The following is a 25,238-nucleotide window of genomic DNA, read 5'->3' on the forward strand; positions in this document are numbered from 1 at the left end:
GAAATATAGTAATAAAATTTAGAGGAGGAAAAGTATGTGCCCTAAATTAGAAATAGATGTAAAGAAGCTAAGAGAAAATACTAGAATAGTATGTAAAATGTGTCACGATAAAAATATTGATGTAGCAATGGTAACAAAATCTTACTGTGCTATAGAGTCTGTTGTTGAAGCTTTATCAAAAGAAAGTATTGATTATATAGCCGACTCAAGAATAGATAACCTTAAGAACCTTAATCATATTAGACTACCAAAAATCTTACTAAGAATACCAATGATTAGTGAAGTAGATGAAGTAGTCAAATATAGTGACATAAGCTTTAACTCAGAACTTGAGACAATAAGAAGATTAAATGAAGTTGCGATAGGACAAAATAAAATTCACAAAATAGCTGTTATGGTAGATTTAGGGGATTTGAGAGAAGGGTTTTTCAATGTTGAAGAATTATTAGCCGCAATTGATGAAGTGGTAAAAATGGAAAATATAAAGATAATAGGTTTAGCAACAAACTTAACATGCTATGGAGCTATTATTCCCAGTAAAGAAAATTTACAAAGGTTAGTTGATTTAGCAAAATCTATAGAAGATGATTATAGAATAAAACTAGATTTTATCTCTGGAGGAAACTCTAGCTCACTTTATTTATTAGATAAAGATGAAATGCCAGATGGAATAACAAATCTAAGACCAGGTGAATCTATAGCACTTGGTAGGGAAACAGCTTATGGAAATCCTATAAAGGGATGCTATCAAGATGCGTTTAAGCTTGTTTGTGAAATAGTAGAGTTAAAAGATAAACCATCACAGCCTATAGGAGAAATAGGTGTTGATGCTTTTGGCAATAAGCCAGAATATGTAGATAGAGGTATTAGAAGAAGAGCAATACTTGCAATAGGCAAGCAAGATATAGATATAACATCACTAGAACCAATGGATAAGGCTATTGAAATACTAGGTGCTAGCTCAGACCATATGATATTAGATATAACAGATAGCAGCACTAACTATTTAATAGGAGATAAGGTGGAGTTTTTACTAGGGTATGGCGGACTAATGTCTGCATCTACCAGTAAATACGTAGAGAAATCAATAATTTATGAGAAAGTCAGTGCCGCATATTAAGGAGTGACTTATGTAAAAGAAAGTAGCTTATCTACTTTCTTTTCTCATATTAGGGACAATGTATACACGTCTCATCATTCCTTTAATATAAAAAACTATATGGGGGTATGAATATGTTTGATCTCTTTACACAATTGACTAATTGGCTTTGGCTTTATCCAGTACTAGTTATATTAGTTGGCGGTGGAATTGTAATGACTATCACTTTAAGATTTTTCCAATTTACTAAGTTTCCATTTATAGTCAGGGAGACTTTCGGAAGAATATTCAAAAAAAGTAGTGGAGAAGGTAGTATAAGTCCATTCCAAGCAGCAACTTCTGCACTAGCTTCTACAATAGGTGCAGCAAATATTATAGGAGTGCCATTAGCAATAGCTACTGGTGGGCCAGGAGCAATATTTTGGATGTGGATAATTGCTCTATTTGGTTGCGCTCTTAAGTACTCAGAGATAATACTAGGTATAAAGTATAGAGTAAAAAATGAAGCCGGAGAATATGTTGGAGGTCCAATGTACTACCTAAAAAATGGATTAAAGTTACCACTACTAGGTTCTTTATTTGCATTTTTCTTAATGGTAGAAATAGCTCCATCTGTTGCAACTCAAGCAGCATCAGCAATTCAAACTGCAAGTACTATTAATATCCCACCTATGGTAAGTGCTTTGGCATTAATAATCATTGTAGGTTTAGTAGTTTATGGTGGAATAAAAAGAATAGGAAAAGTTACAGAAAAAATGGTTCCAATTATGGCAATAGCATATTTTGTAGTTGCATTAATCGTAATACTTGTTAATTTTGAGCAAATACCTCATGCATTTAGTTTAATACTTAAAGGCGCATTTACTCCTACAGCAGCATTTGGTGGGTTTGCCGGTTCTGCAGTAGCGGCTACTATAAAAGCTGGAGCAGCAAGAGGAGCTTACTCTAATGAAGCTGGTATGGGTACTTCTACTATTGCTCATTCTGCAGCAGTAACAGATTTTCCTGCTAGACAAGGGTTATGGGGCATATTTGAAATATTAGTTGATACTCTTTTAATATGTACAGTATCAGCATTTTTAGTGTTAACAACTGGAGTATGGAGTGAAATTGGAGGAGGTCAAGCGGCTTCTATGCCTTCTATTGCAGTTCAAAGCGTACTTGGTAATTTCTTTGGAGGAACATTCTTAACAATATGTATACTTATGTTTGTTCTTTCAACAATTATAGTGATAATATTTTATGGAGAAAAACAAGCTGAATACTTATTTGGACTAAAGGCATCTAAAGTAGTAAGAGTGGTTTATTTAGCATTTATAATAGTTGGTGCAATATTTGACTTAGAAAAGATAATAGTACTACTAGACTTTACATTAGCTGGAGTAATAATTACAAATATGATTGGTGTTGTAATGCTTAGAAAAGAAGTAAAAGAAGAGTCAGATAAATTCTTTGATGCAGTTAGTAAAGAGAAATCTAATAGTTAGCCAATAAGATATTAATTGGAGGATAATACTTATGGATAGGAATATTTCAAAGAGAATAGAAGAGATTGCTGTTATGCTTACAGAGCAACTAAGCATAGTAGAAACACTTGGAGAATTAGACTCAGTTAACAAAATATATGAAATCTTTTCTCAGATGCCATACTATAAAGACAATCCAAAGGACATAAAGTTTGTAGATGTTATAAATGATAACTTAGGTAGAAAATCATTAATAGTTACACTAAGAGGTAAAAAAGGAAATAGTAAAAAAACAGTAATTATGATAGGTCATACAGATACAGTTGGTATATCTGATTTTGGGAATATTAAAGAATATGCAAATAAACCTTATGAGCTTACTGATATGTTAAAAGAAGTGAGTTTACCTGAAGAAGTAAGAAGAGATTTAGAATCGGGCGAATATTTATTTGGTAGAGGACTATTTGATATGAAGACAGGTGATGCTATAATTATGGCAATCATGGAAGATATATCAAATAATATTGAAGAGTTTGAAGGAAATTTAATCTTCTGTGCAGTATGTGATGAAGAGGGAAACTCAGGAGGTATGCTATCTTGTGTTCCAGAGCTTGTTAAGATGCAGGAAAAAGAAGGCTTTGAATATTTGGCACTATTAGATACAGATTATATGACTTCGGAATATGAAGGAGACGAAAATAAGTATGTATATGTAGGCACAGTAGGAAAATTGATGCCATCTTTCTACATTGTTGGTAAAGAAACTCATGTAGGAGAGTCTTTTAAGGGACTAGATCCAAATCAAATAGCTTCAGCAATTACTAGTAGAATAAATTTAAATACAGATTTTTGTGATATAGCTGAGGGCGAGGTTTCTCTTCCTCCAATAACATTAAAACAAAGAGATTTAAAACCAGAATATTCAGCTCAGATTGCTAAGACTTCAACATTATTTTTTAACTATGCAACTCATTGTAGCACTCCAGATGAAGTTCTTATAAAAATGAAAATAGCAGCTACAAAAGCGTTTGATAGTGCGATAGAAAGTTTAAATAATGAGTATAGTAGATTTTGTGAACTTAGTAAAAGAGATTATGTGAAGTTACCATGGGAATCTAGAGTACTTACTTATGAGGAATTGTACAATAAAGTAAAAGATGAGATTGGAAGTAAAGTTGATGAACATATGAAAGAATATGAAAGTAAAATGCTAAATGACTCTAGTATAGATCAAAGAGACTTCTCTTTAAAGATGGTAGAAGAATTGCATAAGCTATGGTCAAATAAAGAACCAGTTGTTATAGTATATTTTACACCACCGTACTATCCACATATTTATATAGAAGGAAAATCACCAAAAGAAAGAGTACTCTTAGATGCTGTTGCTAATGCTGTAAATACTACTAAAACAGATTACAATCTCGTATATAAGAAGTTCTTTCCATATATAAGTGACCTAAGCTATGGTGCTTGTCCTAAAGATCCAAGTATTATACACGCACTTAAAAGTAATATGCCTGGATTTGGAAGTAAATACTATTTACCACTTGAGGATATGCAAAAGCTTGATTTGCCAGTATTAGATATCGGAAGCTTTGGAAAAGATGCTCACAAGTTTACTGAAAGAATAGAGAAAAAATATTCTTTTGAAGTTGCGCCTGTCCTTGTCTATAAAACTATAATGAACTTATTAGGCTAGATGATAATATGATTGTAAAATTCAAATTATATAGGGGGACTTTATGAGGATAAATTTAATCGGTGTTCCGATTTATTATGGATGTGATAGAGAAGGAGTTCAATATGGACCTAAGAAGCTTAGAGAAAATAATATTTCAGATATATTTAGAGAAGCAGGTCTTAATGTCATTGATTTAGGGGATATACAAGTAGATAAAATAAAGAATGAAGATAGATTTAAAGATGATAAAAATATAAAATATTATAGTAGTATATATAAAGTAAATAATAACTTAGCTCAAGTAACTTATGACTCTGTTAAATCAGGAAATATTCCCATTATACTAGGAGGAGATCATAGTATAGCCCTAGGTAGCATATCAGGAGTAAGTAGGAACTTTAAGAATCTAGGTGTAGTTTGGGTAGATGCTCATGGTGATTTTAACACAGAAGAAATATCAGAGAGTAAGAATTATCATGGTATGCCATTAGCTTCTCTAGCAGGTTTTGGGAAAAAAAATCTTGTAGATTTATACTATGAGGGAAAGAAAATAAAAGAAGAGAATATTTTTCATATAGGTGCTAGAGATTTAAATATAAAAGAAGAGGAACTAATAAGGTCAACTAAAGTAAATCTATATGATAAAGTAATGATAGATAATAAAGGGTTTGATTTTGTATTAGAAGATATAGTAAAGAAATGTATAGAACAAAAAATAGACGCTATTCATATAAGTTTAGATATTGATTTTATGGATAAAGATCTTGTACCTGGTACTGGAACTAGAGTCGAAGGAGGATATACATTAGAGGATACAAAGCATATATTAGATAGGATAATGAGTACAAATATAGTAAAGTCAATGGACTTCGTTGAATTTAATCCAATAATAGATGAAGAAAATACTACTTTAGATGTATGCATAGACTTGCTAAATCATATTGCCTTATTATTCTCATTAGAAAAAAGATTGTCTAATGAGGTGCAATGTTAACACTTGATGCGTAGATAAGTAATTTATATATATGAAAAGTAGAATTAATTAATAAGGATACCAAGTAATTGGTATCCTTTGTTTTCGTAATCTTATCAAAATGGTTAAGTACAGTAAACTTTGATTTATTTCTAAAGATTATTGTCTTTATTTTTTCCGATTTCATATCCAGTAATATAAGATAGAATATAAAATATTATTAAAATAAAATTTCCTAAGTATATAATATCAGACAATAGAGTTATGCCTCGTAAAATGGTTATTATTTCAAATAAGAATATACTCAGTAAACATAAAGATAGAGGAAATACAAATTTATAATTATTTAAGGCAGAAATTCTCCCTTGCATGATAAAGCAGTAAGGTATGACTATCCATGTTAACAAAGGTGAGATCATAACAAAATATAGCAAATGAGGAGCTATGTCATAAATTTTAGGAATTATAAGAGAGAGTATAGTAAGTATTGCTATACATATAGGATACTTTAATAAGTCAATTTTTGCTCTCATTATATAAATAGCTCCTTTCAGATTCTAATAGTATTATTATTATTACCATTATATATTTTATTAAAATATAAGTCTAATAATTAAATAAATTCATATAGAGACATTCATTTATCAATTGAAATTTAAATATTTTATGAAAAAGATTATTGACTTTAAATGATTAAATAATATACAATGTTTTTATAAATGAAACGTGGTTTCATAATACAGAACTTACTTTGGTAAATATAGGGGATAGTTTTACAAAACTAAAGAAAACGTTTTTATAAAATATATAGGGGGAGTAATTATGAATAAAAGCAGGTTAGATAGAGGTCTATACAAAAGCATAGCAGCTATATTAATAGTTAATAATTTTGCTGCATTAGCAACTATAAGAGTAAATGCTGAGGATATAGTACAAAATAATGCAACTTTAATTGAAAATGTATCACAAGCTAGAAATAATATAATACATATGAATGGAGATTTTGAAGATACATTTAAAACAACAAGTTCAGATGCATACTTATGGAAAGATGAAGTTAAACCTAGAAACTGGGAGATTTCTAGTTATGGTCAATTTGCACCTACTATGATAGGAGAAATAACATCAGACAGTAAGAGTGGGAATAATGCAGTTAAAATAACTCTAGATAAATCAGTTGGATTTTTCAAGTCAGTTACTACAACATCTCCTAAGATCGAAAAGGATAAGGAGTACAAAATAAGCACATGGATTAAGGGTGAAGATTTAGCGAAAGCTGATTGTAGTGTTACAACTCATAGTCCTATCTTAGTAAAAGTAGAGCAATTAGATTCATCAAACAAAGTTTTAGAAACAATAACACTAGGTACAGTTTCAGGTACGACTGATTGGAGTAATTTTGAATCTTCTTTTAGAGGTAATGAAAATGCAAGTAGGTTAAGAATGGTAGTACAGTTTGATTCTGGATTACATGTTGGAACATCAGGAGTAGTATACATTGATGACTTTAAATTAGAGGAGGTAACGCCAAAGCCTCAAAGTATAACTTTATCAGAAGAAAGTGTTAAAATGTCTTTAGATCAAAGCGGGGTATTAAAATACAATATAGATCCGATTGAAGCTAGTAAGGAACCAGTTGTATGGAACAGTAGTGACTCAAGCGTAGTTGAAGTTAAAGATGGAGTTATAACATCAAAGAAAGAAGGGTCTGCAACTATCACAGTTTGGTTAGAAAATTATCCAGATTTGAAGTCACAATGTAATATAGAGGTTAGTAACTCTGTTGATATTGAAAGAGTGGAATTTGAAAATTCAATAATAAATATAGATAATAATAATAATTACATAGTTAAGGCAAAAGCATATCCTGAATATACGACAGAATCATATAATTTAGAAGTAGAAGATATCAATGTAGCGACTATTAAAGATGGAATAGTAACTGCTATAAATACTGGAACTACAAATATTATAGCTAAAACAATAGATGGTAAGAAAGAGCTAGGTAGATTTGAATTAAAAGTAAATGAACATACAAAGGATACATATGATAGTTCGTTAGATAAAATATATAACTCACTAGTTCCAAATAACTTACTGTCATCAAATGATATTAAGGATAAAGAAGCAGTAGATAAAATTGTTAGTGTAGCAAATATCTATTGGAACAATATGAATAAAGATAACAATAAAAATTATCTTTGGAAGGACTTAGATAGCACTACAAATTCTAATCATATAACTAAAAGCTTTGAAAGATTGAGAGAAATGGCTAAGGCATTTTTACTAGAGGGTTCAGAGTTACAAGGCGATAGCGAGCTGATAAAAGATATTGTATATGGCATTGAGTGGCTAATGGAAAATAGATACAATGAAGATTACTATGGCAACTGGTGGGATTGGCAAATAGGAGCACCTCAAAGGCTTACAGATACTTTAGTATTAATAAAAGACTATTTAACAGCCGAAACTATTAAAAAATATACAGATATAATAGATTACTATGTACCAAATGCGAGAGATCAGTGGAGTCCAAGAGAAAACCCTATACAAAGTGAAGGCGCTAATAGGTTAGATATGTGCCAAGTGGTGATATATAGAAGCTTACTAATAAAAGATAGTGAAAAATTACAAGAAGCAAGTAATGACTTATTGCCAGAGTTACAGTATGTAACCGAAAAAAATGGAATATATGAAGATGGGTCTATTATACAACATGATGCTATACCTTATACAGGTACATATGGAGCTATACTACTAACAGGTATAGGTAGAATGAATTATCTCTTAGAAGGAACAGAGTGGGCAATCCCAAGTGATAAAGTTAATATAATTTATGACGTAATAGAAAAATCATTTGAACCTCTAATGTACAAAGGATTGATAATGGATATGGTAAATGGAAGATCTATATCAAGATCTAAGTGGCAAGATATTAACAATGGTGAAGGGGTTATGAAGAGTATTGTAAAATACTTTATTCCTGCTGCTACACCAGATGAAGCTTTAAGACTTAAGGGGGTTGTAAAGTACTGGCTACAATCTAATGACTCAAAAGATATGGTTGAAACTACTAATGATTTAGAGTTTAGAGCTATGATTAAAGATATCTTAAATGATAGCAAAATAAAACCTAGCAAAGAATTAATCGGGCATTACAATTATGCTAATATGGATAGAGTTGTACACAGAAGACCAGGGTTTGTATATGGAATAAGTACATATTCAAATAGAACCTACATGTATGAAGCAATGAACAAAGAAAATACAAAGGGTTACCATACAGCTGACGGTATGACGTATTTATACAATGGAGATGTAGAACAATTTTCTAAAGGATTTTGGCCAACAGTAGACCCTTATAGATTGCCAGGAACAACAGTAGACACTGTAAAATTATATAATGAAGCAAGTGGTTCAAAAGTAATCAATGGAGAAAATTGGGTAGGTGGAAGTACAATAGAAGGAAGATACGGTGCTTCAGGCATGTATTTAGATAAAGAAAATCCAAAGGAAAAAGATGAAAAGTATAAGATGGATTTAAAAGCTAAAAAGTCATGGTTTATGTTTGATGATGAAGTTGTTTCTATAGGTTCAGATATAACAAGTACTAAGGGAAGAACTATTGAAACTGTAGTTGAAAATAGAAGATTATCTGAAAAAGGTAATGAAGTATTTACTGTAGATGGACAAGCTTCAATAAATAACATAGGGGATAAAACATCTAAAGAGGGAGTAAGTTGGGCTCACCTTAAAGGAAGCAAAGAAAATACAGATATAGGATACTATTTCCCAAATAAAGCTGATATAAATATATTAAGAGATCATAGAACAGGAAACTGGAATGATATAAATGAAACAGAGCCAAGTTTAGTTGAAGAGAACAACTTCTTAACTATGTGGGTTGATCATGGAATAGACCCTGAAAATGAATCATATTCATATGTGTTACTACCTAATAAATCTGAAGAAGAAGTAAAAGAATATAATGAAAACCCAAATATTGAAATTCTAGAGAATAATGAAGGTATACACGCTGTAAGAGAAAATACATTAAATATTACTGCAGCTAACTTCTGGGAAGATAACCAAAGCATTGATTTTATTTCAACAGATAAAAAATCATCTGTTATGGTAAAAGAAGATAGTGGTGTATTAAGAATAGGTGTATCAGATCCAACTATGGAAAATGAAGGAACAATCAGAGTAGAATTAGACAAGAATATTGAAGATGTAATCAATAAAGATGATAGAGTAAAAGTAGTTGAATCATCTGATAAACTAATACTAGAAATAAATGTAAAAGATGCTAAGGGCTCTACAATAAATGCAGAGTTTAAGATAAAAGAAGAAAATAAATTAAATGCACCAACTGACATAAAAATAGAAAAAATAAAAGGCAATCAAGTGAGCCTTACTTGGAAAAATCTAAATAATAATAAAAAAGTAAAGTTTTATGAGGTTTATCTAGACGGTAAGTACATAGATAAAGTAAACAATGAAAAAATTAAATTAAAAATATCAAAAGATGAGCATATACTAAACCTATATGCAGTAGATAAGCAAGGTAATAAGTCTGATATGAGCAAAGATTTCGTTATAAAAAAGTAATTTAATCAATTTAAACAAAGTAGAGCGTTTATATGTAAAAAAAGAGAAGCTGTCTTAAAACTTTAAAGACAACTTCTTTTTTTTATGCTTTTTCTGTATCTAGCTCACTTGGTTCTATTCTAGCTATTTTAAATTTAATAGCTATTAAGAATAAAGAAACTAATGGATTAATTATATTTAAAAATGCATATGGTAAATAAGTAAATGCACTAACTCCTAATGTACCGTGTATGTATGCTCCACATGTATTCCAAGGTATAAGTGCAGATGTTAACGTACCACTATCTTCAAGTGCCCTAGACAACATCTTAGGATGAAGACCGCGTTTTGCATACTCATCTTTAAACATTCTACCTGGGATAACTATTGAAAGATATTGTTCACCAGCAACAGCATTAGTCATTGCACAAGTAATCATAGTACATGCAACTGTTCCAAATACACCCTTTGCAAGCTTAAGAATAGATGAAGCTATAACCTCAAGCATACCTGTTTTTTCTAGTATTCCACCTAAGGCAAGAGCACAGATTGTCATAGATACCGTTGACATCATACCCATTAAGCCGCCCTTAGATAATAAATCATCAACAGCCACCACACCTGTAGTAGAGACGTAACCATCTTGAGCAGCTGATAATATATCACCAACGGATGCACCTTGGAACACTATAGCAAATATAAACCCAAGAACTGCACCAACTATTAATCCTGGAATAGCAGGAACTTTAAATATAACTAATCCGATAACTACAACAGGAGGGATAAATAAAATAGGAGATAAAGTATTGAATGAAGCTGCTAAAGTTTCTCTGATAATATTAATCTGAGACATATCTAAGTCTTGACCAGCATATCTCATACCAATTATTCCATATAATATTAGACATATAACTAATGTTGGAATAGTAGAGTAAAGCATGTATTTAATATGTTGGAATATATCAGTACCAGCCATAGCTGGAGCTAAGTTAGTAGTTTCTGAAAGTGGAGATAATTTATCACCAAAATAAGAACCAGAAATTATAGCACCTGCTATTAAACCGTTTGGTATACCAAGACCTTGACCAATTCCTAAAAGAGCAACACCTACAGTTCCCATAGTACTCCAAGAAGAACCTGTAGCAAGAGAAACAACAGAACATATTAAAGTAGTTGCCACTAAGAATATACTAGGAGATAATATCTCAAGACCCCAGTAAATCATAGCTGGAACTACACCGCTTATAATCCATGTACCAATTAATATCCCTATAATCATAATTATTAAGATGGCTTGCATTGCCATTTTAATAGAGCTAAACATACTTTCTTCAAGTTCTTGCCATTCATAACCTAGCTTATAAACTGCAACGAGCCCAGCAATTATAGTACCACCAACTAATGGAACATGAGGAGAAGAGCCAAATTTAAATATTGATACTCCTAAAAATAACATTAGAAATGCGATTGGTATTAGGGCATCAAACAGGGTGGCCTTCTTCTTTTCTCTTTTTTTCATATTAAATTATCCTCCCTTAACTTATATATAAGAAATCTAAAGGTGATAGAAAATATTTATGATGTAAAATAATTTAGCAATATATATGCCATATTATGAATTTATCAGAAAAAAAATTTACTTTCAATTCAATGGAAAGAATATTAAGAAAATTGCGCTTAATTAGGCGTGAGGAGTAAGTTTGAATATATATTTTCATGTAGATTGTAGTGTGTATACATTAGTATAGAAAATCAGCAAAAAAATATGCGCTAAAAGCAAAAAAGCTTGCGCGAGTAAATTTTTATATATTACGTCACTACGTCACGTTTCGTTACTATAAAACTTTAAAAGATCTATGTTATATGAAAATAGATAGACGTTATAGATAGAAGGTATTTAGGTGATATAAAAAACATATAATTAAAAAACTAGTTTGCTCAAGGGGGCTTCATATGAAAGAGTTTTTTGATTATAATACAAATTTTGGACATAGAACAACAATTTTAGAAATATTAATACCTATATTTATTACATTTACAATTATATATTGTATTAGTAGATTTAGATATAAAATAAAAACTAATATCAAAATAGACAAACTATTTAGAATATGTATGTTAGTATCTTTAAGTATATTTTACATATCAAACTATATATTACTATGGATGCAAACAGGGTTTAATATACACAAGTTACCACTGCAATTATGCTCAATAAGCGCATTACTTTGTATAATTCTATTATTAACAAACAATAAGAAGATATTTAATTTTGTAATATTTAGCGGAGTACTTGGAGGAATTGGATCTATATTAAGTCCAGATGTTTCTTGTTCATGGATGTACTATAGATATTATCAATTTATGGGTATGCACTCTCTTATTGCAATTGTTCCGATGTACTATGCAATAATATATAAATATTTACCAAGTAAAAGAGAAGCAATAAATGTATTTATAATAATACAAACTTTAGCAGTTATCATGGGAATATTAAATACAATATTTAATACCGACTATTTGTACGTTGGATTTAGTGGTAATATAGGTCCTAAAGGAACGATAATAGAATGCTTTGGAGAAAGTACTTTTTATTTAATTAATTATGAAATTTTTATTATGAGTGTTTTTTTCATATGGTTTATATTATTTAAATTGATATTCTATAAAAATTATGTAATAAAAAATAAATAAAGCCAATTTAAAGTCTAAGGAGAGATATTCTTTTGTTAGACTTTTATTTTGCTAAAGAAATTCAAAAATGAAAAATATTTTGCAGAACAGTGTCATAATATGTAAGTATTAATATAATATACTAAGCGATAAAAATCGCTTTTTAGAAGGAGATGATGCTTTGTTTTTCTGTTGTAGACGCTGTAGAAGAATATTTTTTGGATTTGGACTTTGTAGAAGATGTGGATGCTGTCGTAGATGCTGCAGATGTAGATGCAGACGTAGATAATAGTAGTAAATAATTTTCATAATCAAAATACCCATATAATATTTTAAGATGTAACGTAACATAATAAAATTCACTTATAATTAAGTATTATATATGATAGGGGCAACAAGATAATATACTTGTTGCTCCTTTTAATTACATAAAAATATAGTGGTATATAACAATCTGTTAGCATTTTTGAAATATATAAACTAAAATATAATTAAAAAATATTTAAAAGGTGGGGTAAGATGATTAATATATTATTGAATTTATACAATTTTCACGAGAGTTGGTGCTATGAAAAATTAAAAAACATTATAAGCGATAGTCATAAAGTTTTAATAATACCATTTTCTTTTCATGATGATTGGATGACAAATAAAGATGAATGGGAAAAAGCTTATAATAAAGATGATGGTAAATACTATGATGATGTAGTTAATCCATTTTTAAGTTATAACATTAGTGAGAAAAATATTAAATGGCTAAATTACTTCAATGATGATAGTGAAATAGCTAAGAAAAATATACAAGAAAGTGATATTTTATTCTTTACTGGAGGTCTACCAGATAGAATGATGGATAGATTAAGGGAGTTTAAAATAATAGAAGAAATAGAAGAGTTCAAAGGAATTGTCATGGGAAGTAGTGCAGGTGCAATGATACAACTAGAAAACTATCATATTACACCAGATAAAGATTATGATGTATTTTCATATGAAAAAGGATTAAATATAATCAGTGATTTCTATATAGAGGTACATTACAATAATACTGATTTACAAAATAATTCTATAAAGAAAGTATTGAATGAAAAAGTGAAAAGAGTTTATGCTATGAAAGACACAGGTGGATTGTTAATAAATAAAGGAGAGATAGTACTACTTGGTGATGTAGAAGTGTTTGAAAATATACCCTATTCTGTTTTTATTAAAACAAAAAAATATTGAAAATATTGTAAAAATTTAGTAATATAAATCAAGAAGGTATTTACAATATTTAACAGTATGTTAAAATTTATTAACAAATACCTGATTTATCAAGGGGATATATCTTTTATTTTAGATATAAAAAAGCATAATAGGGGGACAATTGAAAATGGAAAAGAAAAAAATTGGGTTATGGAGCTTAGTATTTATGAACGTATCAGCAATGTTTGGTATAAGATGGATAGCTAAATCTACCGCTTCAAGCTTTGGATTGGGTCTAGGGGCTATTCCAATGTGGGTATTATTTACTTTTATATTCTTCGTGCCAGGAGCATTAATATGTGCAGAACTAGCATCAACTTACCAAAGAGATGGTGGTCTTTACGAGTGGGTTAAAGAAGCCTATGGTGAAAAATATGGATTCTTAGTTTCTTGGTTAAACTGGACAGCTAAGATATTCTGGTATACATCATTCTTAACGTTCTTATGTGTAAACGTATCTTATACTATAGGTAATCCAGCACTTGCAGATAATAAAATATTTGTATTTGTAACATCTATAATAGTATTTTGGGTACTTTCATACATCGCAACAAAAGGTATGTCTTTTGCAAAGATATTTACTAATGCAGGTGCACTTGGTTCAACTATACCAGCAGCATTTTTAATAGGTTTATCTTTCTTAGCAGTATTTGTACTTGGAAAGCATGAATCAGCATCTACTTATACAGTAGCAACACTTACTCCTCAAATGAATATGGACTCATTTGTTGCAATATCTGCAGTTATGTTTGGTTTAGCAGGAGCAGAAACTACTGCAAACTTTATAACTGAAATAGATAAGCCGGAAAAGAACTTCCCAAAAGCTATAATTATATCAGCTGTAATAATAGCGGTATTATATGTATTAGGTTCAGTAGCAATAACTATGGTACTACCTCCAGAAGAATTAACAGCTTCTAAAGGTGTATTAGATGCTCTTGCAGCTGTAAGTGTATCACTTGGAATACCATCTTGGTTTGTTCAAATAGTTGCGTTTGGTATAGCATTTTCAGTACTTGGAGCTATAATATTATACATAGCTTCACCTATAAAGATGTTATTTGGTAGTGTTAAAGAGGGGATATTCTCTAAGAAATTTACAGAGCTAAATGAACATAACATACCAGTAAAGGCAGTTACGCTACAAGCAATAATAGTTTCAGTTATATTATGTATAACTACATTCTTACCATCAGTTGATGCTATATACAATGTACTTGTAACAATGACAGCTTTGACAGCATTATTCCCATATGTATTATTATTTGCAGCATACATAAGACTTAGAAAAGATAGACCTAATGAGGTTAGACCTTATGTAATATCTAAGAACACTAATACTTGTATAGCCGTTGCTAGATTAGTTTTAGTAGTTACTATAGTAGGTATAGTATTATCAGCAGCACCAGTTATGCCAACATTAGCAGAAAACATAGTATATGAATTACAAATGATTGGTGGAGCAGTGCTAGTAATAGCATCAGGAATAATAATTTGGAATAGATTTGAAAAGAAACAAAAAGCATCTAATGTAAAGTAGATAGCTTTTAAAATAAATAAGAGCCAGATAGATAAAATTCTATCTGGCTCTTTTATATATAAAACAACATTAAAAGAGCCCCAGGAGTGGAAGTCCATAGAGCTCTAACCTCAGTGAATTATAAAAATAATTCTATATATATAATTCTATATATGATTTTAAATTCCTTTATAAAATAATATTAATTTTAAAAAAGTAAAATGAAAAGTTTTACTATCCTATTATGCATAGTTCCTTATCATGTTTATTTAAGTTCTCATATCCATCTTCAGTAACTAATATTAAGTCTTCTATTCTTACTCCAAATTCACCTGGTAAGTATATACCTGGCTCAACAGAGAATATCATTCCTGGTTTTAATGTATCTGTATTTATAGCAGAAACATCTCCCATATCATGTACTTCAAGACCTATAGAGTGACCAGTTCTGTGTGTAAAGTATTTTCCATAACCTTTTTCAGTTATATAGTCACGAGCAGCAGCATCTATATCGCAGAATCTAGCTCCTGGTTTAACTAAAGAGATAGCTCTTTTGTTAGCTTCAAGTACTATTTCAAATACTTCCTTAGCTTTTTCTGGAGCATTTTTATAGAATACTGTTCTAGTCATATCTGAACAATAGTTGTCCTTTATACATCCTATATCAAATATTACTGCATCTCCTTCTTGAACTAAGGCATCACCAGCAGAAGCATGAGGGTCAGCGCCATTAGCACCAAACCCTATTATAGCGTCAAATGAGAATCCATCAGCACCTATTTCTTCATATATTTTATTTAACTCACCAACAAGTTGTTTTTCAGTAAGACCAGAAGGTAAAGTAGATTTTAGTCTTTTCATAGCTTCATCATTTAAAGCAGAAGCCTTTCTCATTAAATCTTTTTCTTCTTCATCTTTACACATTCTTAAAGTATCTATTATGTAAGAAGAGTTAACAAATTTATTTCCACCTTCAAGTTCCATTAAACGAAGTAAGAATTTTGCAGGCCAGTTCTTATCAACACCCATAGTAGCGTTTTTATCAACGTACTCAGTTATTATTTTAAGTCCATCATCAACATCAGTAAACCAAACCTTTTCTACACCTAAGTCCTCGTGAACTGGGAATAATTCATTTATAAATAATTTATGATTACCTTCTATATTTAAATATAAAGCAAGTAATCTTTCCCCCGGATGAATCATTTTTCCAGTTAAATAAAAGATCGCAGTAGGATCAGTTACTAGCATTTGAGCTATGTTATCCTCTTTCATTCTTTCAATAACAGCATTAAGTCTTTGCATTTTCATAAAAAAAGCCCCCTTTTAAGTAATTGTATATCCATATATATTATAACATATTTATACATATTAGGTATTATATTCAAAATTTTCTATCAAAAAATATTATATAAAAAATAATGATTATTAAATTATTGATGAAAAAGATTGTATCCTGTTTTATAAATTTCTAAGATATAATATACTAAAATCAAATATTAAGTAAAAAATAATAAACCTTAGGAGAGTATATGAAAAAAATAGTTATAATATCAATGGGAGATCAGACAGGAATAACTATAAAAGAGCAACTAGAAAACATATTAGATAAAAAGATATATATAGAAGTGTACAATGTAAAACAAAATGTAAACTTTGATATAAATTGGGATTTAGTGATTTTTTCAAGTGAAATAGTAGAAGAAATGGTGCTAGAAAAAATAAAACAAGGTACAAAATATCTCGTGGTGAAGAGAGTAATAGGACATGATTACATAGATAAGCTTCTAAATTTAAAAAAAGGTGAAAATATTCTTCTAGTAAATGATGATAAAGAAACTTGTGAAACAGTAATAAAGCAACTTAAGAGTCATGGAATAGATCATGTAAATTATTTTCCTTACTATCCTGGTATAAAAAGTTATAAGAAAACTAATATTGCAGTTACTCCGGGTGAAATAGATATTGTTCCAGAAGAAGTAAAAGAAGTTATAGATATAAAATCTAGAAAAATGGATATTACAAGTTTGACAGAAGTACTTATTAGCTTAGATGATATTGATAAACATGGGGAGATGCTATCTTCTTATTTTTATAGAAATATGGTAAATATATCTAAAAAATATATAAATACTGCTCACAAATCACTAAAGCTAAAAGACATGCTTACTAATATACTTGATAATCAAAAAAATGGAATCATATATACTGATTTAGACAATAAAGTACTAGTACTAAATGAAGAAGCTCTAAAGATTTTAAATGTTAAAAGGCATGAAATAATTTCTAAAGACATATATGAAATGTTTAGTGGTTTAAAAGAAGATATGGCAAAAATTAATGATCAAGAGCTTCTAATAAATAAAGAAGAAATAAAAAACAACAGTATAGCTGTAGGAAATATGATAGTAATAAATCCAGCTGATAATATTCATAAAATAGATGAAGACTTAAGAAGAAAAAGAAAAGGCGAAAAGCTTAATGCAAAATATACATTTGATAATTTTATAGGAAATTGCGAAATTACAGCTAAGAATATAAAGCTTGCTAAAAAAATAGCTAAAAGCAATTCTACGGTATTAATCCAAGGAGAAACGGGTACAGGAAAGGAAATTTTAGCACAGGCTATACACAATGAATCATCAAGATATGAATATCCATTTGTAGCTGTAAATTTTGCAGCACTTTCTGAAAATCTAATTGAAAGTGAGCTATTTGGTTATGAAGATGGAGCTTTTACTGGTGCAAAAAAAGGTGGAAAAGCAGGTCTATTTAAAAAAGCTCATAAGGGAACTATATTTTTAGATGAAATAGGAGATGCATCACTACATTTGCAAGCCAGGCTTCTTAGAGTATTACAGGAAAGAGAGATAACTCCTGTTGGAAGTACAGAAGTAGTACCAGTAGATATAAGAATAATAGCAGCGACTAATAAGAATCTTTTAAAAGAGGTAGAAGACAAAAAATTTAGAGAAGACTTATATTATAGATTAAATGTTATGCCCATATACTCAATACCACTTAGAGAAAGAAAAGAAGATATAAAGTTAATGCTTAAGCATTATATTTTAAAGTTTGAGGTAAAAGAAAATATAGAGACATTCTTTAGCAATGATGCTCTTAGAGTACTTGAAAGCTATAAGTGGCCAGGAAATATAAGAGAGCTTATAAATATAGTAGAGTATTTAGTTAGTACTAAAGAGGAAGGCATAAAAGTAAATATTTGTGATTTACCAAGAGATATTTTACAAAGTGTCAATCAAATACAAGATATAGATGCCAAAAAATATGAAGAAATTAATAAAGATATATTTTCTAATATAGAAGAACATTTAGATTTGAGTGAAGATGAGCTTTGGGTTTTGAATAAGATTTACAAGCATAAAGGAATAGGAAGAAGGGCTCTAGCTGTATTAGCTTCTGAAGAAAACTTAAATCTAGGTGAAGGTAAATTAAGACGGATAATGAGCAACTTAAAAGAAAGAAAATTTATAGAAATTAATAAAGGGATAAATGGGACAAAAGTACTTGATAAAGGGTTGGAAAGGGTTGGGATATAAATTCAAAAGGGTTAAATGGATAAAAAAATAGAAATCAAACAAAAAAATAAAAAATCAGAAAATTAAAATTTTATATAGAATTCGAAATATCTTTTAATTATTTAAGTGATATTCAAAATATACATTGTATTATTAAGAAAGTAATACAAAATTAAGGTTGGCACATTAATTGCTTATACTTAACAGCATAATAAATTTTATGGAGGTAATTTAGTATGAGTAAAGAATCAACGATTAAAAAGAAGCCTACACTGGCACAAGCACTTATACCAATAATATTCATGGTAGTAGCGTTAACAATTGGATATGGAGTGTTTAAAATAAGAATTGAGCCGATAATGATAATTTCAGCATTCTTAGCAGCTATTATAGCATTAAGACTAGGATACACATACAATGATATGCAAAAAGCTATAATAGATAAAATTTCAAGTGCCTTACCAGCGACATTGATATTATGGAGTGTTGGATTTTTAATAGGATCATTGATGTTTGCAGGAACAGTACCTATGATAATTTACTATGGAGTACAGATGATAAGTCCTAAATTTTTATTAGTAACAGCATTTTTTGCATCAGCAGTTCTTTCAATTGTTACAGGAACATCTTGGGGAGCAGCAGGTACTATAGGAGTTGCAATGATGGGTATTGCTGGAGGTCTTGGAGTATCTCTACCAGCAACAGCAGGAGCAGTAGTTGCTGGAGCATTCTTTGGAGATAAATTATCACCTTTATCAGATACGACAAACCTTGCACCAATGGCTGCAGGAAGTGAGTTGTACGAGCATATAAAACATATGTTATACACTACAATACCAGCAGCATTAGTATCGCTAGTAGTTTATTTTATAGTAGGGCTTAAGGCTAGTGGAGAAATGGTAACTCCAGAGCTAGTTCAAGTAATGATGGATCAGTTGGATTCAATGTTTAACTTTAATCCAATATTACTACTTCCTATAATATTAGTAATATTAGGATCAGTAAGAAAATGGCCAACAATACCTACTATGCTAGGTGTAAGTATAATTACTATATTGTTAGGGAGTGTAATACAAGGATTTAGCATAGTAGATGGATTTAAATCTTTAGTAGAAGGATTCAATATAACTATGACTGGATTTGCAGGTGAGCCAACTGAAGAAGTAATCAAACTTATTAATAGAGGTGGAGTAGTTTCAGTTACAGGTACTACAGTACTAATTTTCTGTGCAATGGGGTTTGCAGGAATAGTAAGTGTTTCTGGTATGCTTGATGTAGTATTAGATTTATTAATGTCAAAAGTTAAATCAACAGTAGGTATTATACTTGCAACTATAGTGTCTTGTTTTACAGTTGCATTTGTAACAGGAAGTTCTTATCTTTCTATACTTATCCCAGGTGACCTATTTAAAGAGGTTTACCCAAAGAAAAACTTAGCAGCTAAAAACTTATCTAGAACATTAGAAGACTCTGGTACTGTTATAGTTCCTCTTGTACCTTGGTCGGCAGCGGGAGCATATATGGCGGCTACTTTAGGAGTTCCAACACTTGAATATCTACCATGGGCAATACTTAACTATAGTGGAATAATATTTGCAATAATATTTGCGATAACAGGGTTTGGAATAGCTAAGATAGAAGATAATGATGAAGATACTAAAGAAGTTGAAGGAGCATAAAACTATGATATTAATAAAAAATGTAGCAGTTTACTCACCAAAGTATATAGGAAGAAAAGATGTTTTTGTAAGTGGGGGTAAAATATCTTTAATAGATGATAATATAAACTTTGAAAATAAAAAGATAAAAATTATAGATGGAAGTAGAAAAATACTTACTCCAGGATTTATAGATCAACATGTACATATAACTGGAGGAGGTGGAGAGGGTAGCTTTAGTACTAGAGCACCCGAAATAACATTAACTAAGCTAACAACTGCAGGAATAACTACTGTAGTAGGTTTGCTTGGAACTGACGGTACTACTAGAAGTGTAGAAAATTTAGTAGCTAAGGCAAAAGGATTAAAAGAAGAAGGTATAACAGTATTTGTTCATACAGGATCTTATGAATATCCAACAGTTACACTGACAGATTCAATAAAAAGAGATATTGCATTTATTGATGAGATTATAGGAGTAAAGTTAGCATTATCTGATCATAGAAGTCCAAATGTAAGTAGTGATGAATTAAAAAGAGTAGCATCAGATGCGAGAGTAGCTGGAATGCTTAGCGGTAAAGCTGGAATTGTAGTTCTTCATATGGGGGATGGAAAAAGAGGTCTATCTCAAGTAAATGAAATCCTAGAAGAAACTGAAATACCATTAAAAACAATAAGACCTACTCATGTAAATAGAAGAAAAGAATTATTAGAAGAGGCTTTTGACTATGCTAAGCGCGGAGGTAAAATAGATTTAACTTGTGGAATGAGAGATGACTTTACTCCAGGTAGATGTATACAAAAAGGTAAAGAGGTAGGTGTATCAATAGAAAACATGACAATAAGCTCTGATGGATATGGTAGTTGGTCTAAGTATGATGAAAGTGGAAACTTAGTAAAGATGGGTGTATCTAGTGTATCAAGTTTACATGAAGAGTTTAAAAATATGGTAAATGAATTAGATTTTAGTGTAGAGGAAGCTTTAACATATATAACATCTAATGTAGCTAAAGGATTAGAAGTGTATCCGAGAAAAGGATGTATAGCTGAAGACTCTGATGCAGATATACTTTTATTAGATGAGAATCTAGATATAAGTACAGTAATAGCAAATGGTAAAGTGATGGTAGAGGATAAGAAAATTTTAGTATACGGATCATATGAACAAATGTAGTAAAATTATAATTAATAAAAAATAGGACTCGTAAAAACGAGTCCTATTTTTTATTAATTAAGTACAAATTAAGAAACTCCTTCTAATTTATAGTAAAAGTAAAGTATACAATAATATTATTAATTGATAATTGAAAAAATCAGAAAAATCAGACATAATGTATTTAGAACTATACACTCACAGTATTAAAAGATTAAGGGGGGATGTAAATTTGAAAATATCTAAAAAAATTGTAAGTATAGTATTGGCTTCTATAGTTGTAATGACAACTACTGGATGTTTAAACACAAATGTAGGGGCATCTAGTTATTCTAATGGAGAGAAAGACATTATAAGGTTAGCACAAAATACAGACGTAAAATCTTTCGATCCACATCAAGCTAATGACAGTTCAACATCAAATGCAACAAGGCATATCTTTAATACATTAATCAAATTAACACCAGAAGATACCTTTGAAGGTGACTTAGCAGAAAGTTGGGAACAGGTAGATGATACCACTGTAAAATTTAAATTAAAAGATGGAGTCAAATTTCATAATGGTGAAATTTTAACATCAGATGATGTTAAGTTTAGTCTAGAAAGGCAAAAGGAATCATCTAAAGTAGGACACCTAGTAGATATGATAGAATCAATAGAAGTAATCGATGATTTAAACTTTATAATTCACTTAAATAAAAAATCTTCAACATTAATATCAAGCTTATCACATATAGGAGGAGCAATTTTAAATAAAAAATCAGTAGAAGAAATAGAAGCTAGTGGGAAAAAAATTGATGAAAATCCTATTGGCACTGGACCATATAAATTTGAAGCATGGAAACCAGGAGATAGATTTATATTGATTAAATTTGATGACTATTTTGATGGAGAGGTAAAAAATGATGGATTGGAGTTTAGAATTATTCCAGAAGGAAGTAGTCGAGCTATAGCTTTAGAGACAGGAGAGATAGATGTATTACTTAATGTTGATGCAGTAGACTACAATAGAATAAGAGATAACATTGATTTAGTATTAAATGAGTACAGTCCAACTACAATAGAATTTTTAGATATGAATAATGAAAAAGCTCCATTTGATAATAAATTGGTAAGAGAAGCTATAAATTATGCTACAGATAAAGCATCTATAATTGCAGTTTCAACAAATGGAGAAGCTATAAAATCAGAAGGTATAATGGGGCCAACATCTATAGGATATTCAAACAATGTAGTAAACTATGATTATAACTTAAAAAAGGCTAAGTCTTTGTTAAAACAAGCAGGATATGATAATAATCTAGAATTTACCATATTAGCATCATCAGATGTAAGATCAAAAACAGCTCAGGTATATCAAGCATCATTAGCAGAAATAGGTGTAAAAGTTAATGTAGAAATGATGGAGTCTGGAGCAATGTTAGAAAAGCAAATGAACGGTGACTTTCAAGCGGCAGTTAGAGGATGGAATCCAAATGCAGAACCAGATAACACATTTGCACCATTGTATTTGACAGAAAATAAAGGTAGTGGAGGAAATAGGACATTCTACTCAAACGAAAAAGTTGATAGTTTAATTCGAGAAGGAAGAATTGAGCAAGATGAGATAAAACGAAATAAAATATATGAAGAAATACAACAGATAATTACAAAAGACGCTGCAATAGCACCAATATACACTCCCTTAGGTGCAATAGGTACAAGTAGTAAGATAGAAGGTCTAGAAATATATCCAATAGGTACCCATAGATACGAAAATATAAGCTTTAAAAAATAAATAAAGTAGAGGTGAGTATATGTTCAGATATATAAGAAACAGACTACTAATGTTGATACCAGTAATACTAGGAGTTACATTTCTTGTATTTTACATTATGAGTTTTTCACCTGGAGACCCAGCAGCAATAATATTAGGAGATAATGCTAGTGCAGAATCGATAGCTCAACTACAGGAAGAACTTGGGCTAAATGAACCTGTAATAGTTCAGTATGCAAAATATATGAAAAAGTGTGTAACAGGAGATTTAGGAGAATCCTATGCAACAGGACGTGATGTATTTGAAGAGGTAATGTCAAGATTGCCTAATACATTTGCACTTACATTTTGGGCAATGATAGTTGCTATAATTGTATCTATCCCAGTAGGTATAATCTCTGCAACCAAGCAGTACTCGCTGGTTGATAGTATTAGTATGATCGCTGCACTAATAGGAGTATCTATGCCAAACTTTTGGTTTGGATTACTTATGATAATGCTTTTTTCTTTAAATTTAGGATGGTTACCATCAGGTGGAGCAAGCTCTTATATTAGCTTAATAATGCCAGCTATAACAATTGGGGTATCTTGTGCAGCAAATATAACAAGGACAACAAGATCATCTATGCTAGATGTTATCAGACAAGACTATATAAGAACAGCAAAAGCAAAAGGGGTTAATAAGAAAAAAGTTGTGAGAAAACATGCATTAAGAAATGCATTAATACCTGTTATAACAGTAATAGGTCTTCAGTTTGGAAACTTATTAGGTGGTGCAGTACTAACAGAAACGGTATTTTCGTGGCCTGGAGTAGGTAGACTTATTGTAGATGCAATAAAAGCAAAAGATACACCAATGGTGTTAGGTTGTTTGATTGTATTTGCAGTATGTTTTAGTTTGGTTAACTTGTTGGTAGATATTTTATATGGATATATAGATCCTAGAATAAAAGCTAAATATGAGTAGGTAGGGGGGATATAATGCAAAAACAAATACATAGACAAGATAAGAAAACTGAAATTAGTAACTACCGTAAAAGAAATCAAATGGTAGAAGTATGGTCACGTTTGAAAAAAAATAAAATGGCAATGTTGGGTTTAGTGATAATCATTATTTTACTATTGCTTGCTATATTTGCAGATGTAATAGCAGATTATGATACTTTAGTTGTAAAACAAAATATTATGGAAAGATTACAACCTCCAAGTAAAAAACATATATTTGGAACTGATGAATTTGGAAGGGATATATTTTCAAGAATAGTACATGGATCAAGGATATCAATCAAAGTGGGTGTTATATCAGTAGCTATGTCTTTAATATTAGGAGGACTTTTCGGATCAATAGCTGGCTACTATGGAGGAAAGACTGATAATATTATAATGAGACTTATGGATATATTATTAGCTGTTCCAAGTATATTATTAGCAATAACAATAGTAGCAGCATTTGGAACAAATCTAATAAATGTAATAATAGCCCTAGGTATTGCAGGAATACCAAAATATGCAAGAATAGTACGAGCGGCAGTACTAGGAGTTAAGGATCAGGAGTTTATTGAATCGGCTAGGGCTATAGGAGCTACAGATGCAACGATAATTCTTAGAGAGGTAATACCAAACTGTCTATCTCCTATAATAGTACAAGTTACTTTAAGTGTAGCAGGGGTTATTTTATCAATCGCATCACTAAGCTTCATAGGATTAGGAATACAGCCTCCAGAACCAGAATGGGGAGCTATGCTATCAGGAGGTAGACAATATTTAAGAGACGCATGGCATATAACTGTATTTCCAGGTTTAGCAATAATGATAACAATACTAGCACTAAATTTATTAGGGGATGGATTAAGAGATGCCCTAGATCCAAGATTAAAACAGTAAGGGGG

General features: G+C 30.4%; 17 protein-coding genes. 15 read left to right on the forward strand and 2 right to left on the reverse strand.

Annotated features, from left to right (window positions below; translation table 11 throughout):
* Nucleotides 1-34: 34 nt before the first annotated feature.
* The 5 genes from orr to CHL78_RS06485 all read left to right on the forward strand — a co-directional run bounded on the left by orr (nt 35) and on the right by CHL78_RS06485 (nt 9,830).
* Complete coding sequence (orr, locus tag CHL78_RS06460; RefSeq protein WP_094368617.1) at nt 35-1,120, forward strand: ornithine racemase Orr; 1,086 nt, start codon at nt 35-37, stop codon at nt 1,118-1,120.
* 113 nt (nt 1,121-1,233) lie between these two features.
* Nucleotides 1,234-2,586, forward strand: coding sequence for an alanine/glycine:cation symporter family protein (locus tag CHL78_RS06465; RefSeq protein WP_094368618.1), 1,353 nt, complete (start codon nt 1,234-1,236; stop codon nt 2,584-2,586).
* A gap of 31 nt (nt 2,587-2,617) precedes the next feature.
* The gene (locus CHL78_RS06470; protein WP_199534006.1) at nt 2,618-4,264 is read left to right on the forward strand and encodes a M20/M25/M40 family metallo-hydrolase; all 1,647 of its coding nucleotides are present in this window, start codon (nt 2,618-2,620) and stop codon (nt 4,262-4,264) included.
* Nucleotides 4,265-4,307: 43 nt separating this feature from the next.
* A complete protein-coding gene (gene rocF, locus CHL78_RS06475; protein ID WP_094368620.1) occupies nt 4,308-5,240 on the forward strand; it encodes an arginase in 933 nt (310 codons plus the stop codon).
* Between the two features lie 801 nt (nt 5,241-6,041).
* Entirely contained in the window at nt 6,042-9,830 is a 3,789-nt protein-coding gene (locus CHL78_RS06485) for a polysaccharide lyase family 8 super-sandwich domain-containing protein (protein WP_094368622.1), read from the forward strand.
* Nucleotides 9,831-9,912: 82 nt separating this feature from the next.
* Here the strand turns inward: CHL78_RS06485 and nhaC (CHL78_RS06490) are convergent, their stop codons facing one another.
* A complete protein-coding gene (nhaC, locus tag CHL78_RS06490) occupies nt 9,913-11,328 on the reverse strand; it encodes a Na+/H+ antiporter NhaC (protein WP_116041282.1) in 1,416 nt (471 codons plus the stop codon).
* A 434-nt stretch (nt 11,329-11,762) separates the two neighbouring features.
* Between nhaC (CHL78_RS06490) and CHL78_RS06495 the strand changes: the two genes are divergently transcribed.
* The 4 genes from CHL78_RS06495 to CHL78_RS06505 all read left to right on the forward strand — a co-directional run bounded on the left by CHL78_RS06495 (nt 11,763) and on the right by CHL78_RS06505 (nt 15,264).
* On the forward strand, nt 11,763-12,503 hold the full coding sequence (locus CHL78_RS06495; RefSeq protein ID WP_116041284.1) for a YwaF family protein: 741 nt from the start codon (nt 11,763-11,765) through the stop codon (nt 12,501-12,503).
* A gap of 155 nt (nt 12,504-12,658) precedes the next feature.
* Entirely contained in the window at nt 12,659-12,784 is a 126-nt protein-coding gene (locus CHL78_RS21295; RefSeq protein ID WP_274541840.1) for a hypothetical protein, read from the forward strand.
* Nucleotides 12,785-13,001: 217 nt separating this feature from the next.
* Nucleotides 13,002-13,703 (forward strand): Type 1 glutamine amidotransferase-like domain-containing protein, encoded by a 702-nt coding sequence (locus CHL78_RS06500; RefSeq protein ID WP_116041286.1) that lies wholly within the window; start codon nt 13,002-13,004, stop codon nt 13,701-13,703.
* Nucleotides 13,704-13,851: 148 nt separating this feature from the next.
* Nucleotides 13,852-15,264, forward strand: a complete 1,413-nt coding sequence (locus tag CHL78_RS06505) for an APC family permease (RefSeq protein ID WP_116041288.1) — start codon at nt 13,852-13,854, stop codon at nt 15,262-15,264.
* Nucleotides 15,265-15,477: 213 nt separating this feature from the next.
* Here the strand turns inward: CHL78_RS06505 and CHL78_RS06510 are convergent, their stop codons facing one another.
* Complete coding sequence (locus CHL78_RS06510; RefSeq protein WP_116041290.1) at nt 15,478-16,554, reverse strand: M24 family metallopeptidase; 1,077 nt, start codon at nt 16,552-16,554, stop codon at nt 15,478-15,480.
* 221 nt (nt 16,555-16,775) lie between these two features.
* Between CHL78_RS06510 and CHL78_RS06515 the strand changes: the two genes are divergently transcribed.
* The 6 genes from CHL78_RS06515 (at nt 16,776) to CHL78_RS06540 (ending at nt 25,233) form a co-directional block, all read left to right on the forward strand.
* Nucleotides 16,776-18,803, forward strand: coding sequence for a sigma-54 interaction domain-containing protein (locus CHL78_RS06515; protein WP_094369047.1), 2,028 nt, complete (start codon nt 16,776-16,778; stop codon nt 18,801-18,803).
* A 215-nt stretch (nt 18,804-19,018) separates the two neighbouring features.
* On the forward strand, nt 19,019-20,461 hold the full coding sequence (gene nhaC / locus CHL78_RS06520) for a Na+/H+ antiporter NhaC (protein WP_094369046.1): 1,443 nt from the start codon (nt 19,019-19,021) through the stop codon (nt 20,459-20,461).
* Nucleotides 20,462-20,465: 4 nt separating this feature from the next.
* A complete protein-coding gene (iadA, locus tag CHL78_RS06525) occupies nt 20,466-21,614 on the forward strand; it encodes a beta-aspartyl-peptidase (protein ID WP_094369051.1) in 1,149 nt (382 codons plus the stop codon).
* Nucleotides 21,615-21,825: 211 nt separating this feature from the next.
* Nucleotides 21,826-23,370, forward strand: a complete 1,545-nt coding sequence (locus CHL78_RS06530; protein ID WP_158540646.1) for an ABC transporter substrate-binding protein — start codon at nt 21,826-21,828, stop codon at nt 23,368-23,370.
* 19 nt (nt 23,371-23,389) lie between these two features.
* Nucleotides 23,390-24,316, forward strand: coding sequence for a nickel ABC transporter permease (gene nikB / locus CHL78_RS06535; RefSeq protein ID WP_094369044.1), 927 nt, complete (start codon nt 23,390-23,392; stop codon nt 24,314-24,316).
* 14 nt (nt 24,317-24,330) lie between these two features.
* Nucleotides 24,331-25,233, forward strand: coding sequence for an ABC transporter permease (locus CHL78_RS06540; protein WP_094369043.1), 903 nt, complete (start codon nt 24,331-24,333; stop codon nt 25,231-25,233).
* Nucleotides 25,234-25,238: the final 5 nt, after the last annotated feature.

This window comes from Romboutsia weinsteinii, from assembly GCF_002250835.2.
In the GTDB taxonomy this organism is placed as follows: Bacteria; Bacillota; Clostridia; order Peptostreptococcales; family Peptostreptococcaceae; genus Romboutsia_A; species Romboutsia_A weinsteinii.

Coding starts and splice junctions, on each gene's coding strand:
- orr (WP_094368617.1), top strand. CDS start 35: ATGTGCCCTAAATTAGAAATAGATGTAAAGAAGCTAAGAGAAAATACT.
- CHL78_RS06465 (WP_094368618.1), top strand. CDS start 1,234: ATGTTTGATCTCTTTACACAATTGACTAATTGGCTTTGGCTTTATCCA.
- CHL78_RS06470 (WP_199534006.1), top strand. CDS start 2,618: ATGGATAGGAATATTTCAAAGAGAATAGAAGAGATTGCTGTTATGCTT.
- rocF (WP_094368620.1), top strand. CDS start 4,308: ATGAGGATAAATTTAATCGGTGTTCCGATTTATTATGGATGTGATAGA.
- CHL78_RS06485 (WP_094368622.1), top strand. CDS start 6,042: ATGAATAAAAGCAGGTTAGATAGAGGTCTATACAAAAGCATAGCAGCT.
- nhaC (WP_116041282.1), bottom strand. CDS start 11,328: ATGAAAAAAAGAGAAAAGAAGAAGGCCACCCTGTTTGATGCCCTAATA.
- CHL78_RS06495 (WP_116041284.1), top strand. CDS start 11,763: ATGAAAGAGTTTTTTGATTATAATACAAATTTTGGACATAGAACAACA.
- CHL78_RS21295 (WP_274541840.1), top strand. CDS start 12,659: ATGCTTTGTTTTTCTGTTGTAGACGCTGTAGAAGAATATTTTTTGGAT.
- CHL78_RS06500 (WP_116041286.1), top strand. CDS start 13,002: ATGATTAATATATTATTGAATTTATACAATTTTCACGAGAGTTGGTGC.
- CHL78_RS06505 (WP_116041288.1), top strand. CDS start 13,852: ATGGAAAAGAAAAAAATTGGGTTATGGAGCTTAGTATTTATGAACGTA.
- CHL78_RS06510 (WP_116041290.1), bottom strand. CDS start 16,554: ATGAAAATGCAAAGACTTAATGCTGTTATTGAAAGAATGAAAGAGGAT.
- CHL78_RS06515 (WP_094369047.1), top strand. CDS start 16,776: ATGAAAAAAATAGTTATAATATCAATGGGAGATCAGACAGGAATAACT.
- nhaC (WP_094369046.1), top strand. CDS start 19,019: ATGAGTAAAGAATCAACGATTAAAAAGAAGCCTACACTGGCACAAGCA.
- iadA (WP_094369051.1), top strand. CDS start 20,466: ATGATATTAATAAAAAATGTAGCAGTTTACTCACCAAAGTATATAGGA.
- nikB (WP_094369044.1), top strand. CDS start 23,390: ATGTTCAGATATATAAGAAACAGACTACTAATGTTGATACCAGTAATA.
- CHL78_RS06540 (WP_094369043.1), top strand. CDS start 24,331: ATGCAAAAACAAATACATAGACAAGATAAGAAAACTGAAATTAGTAAC.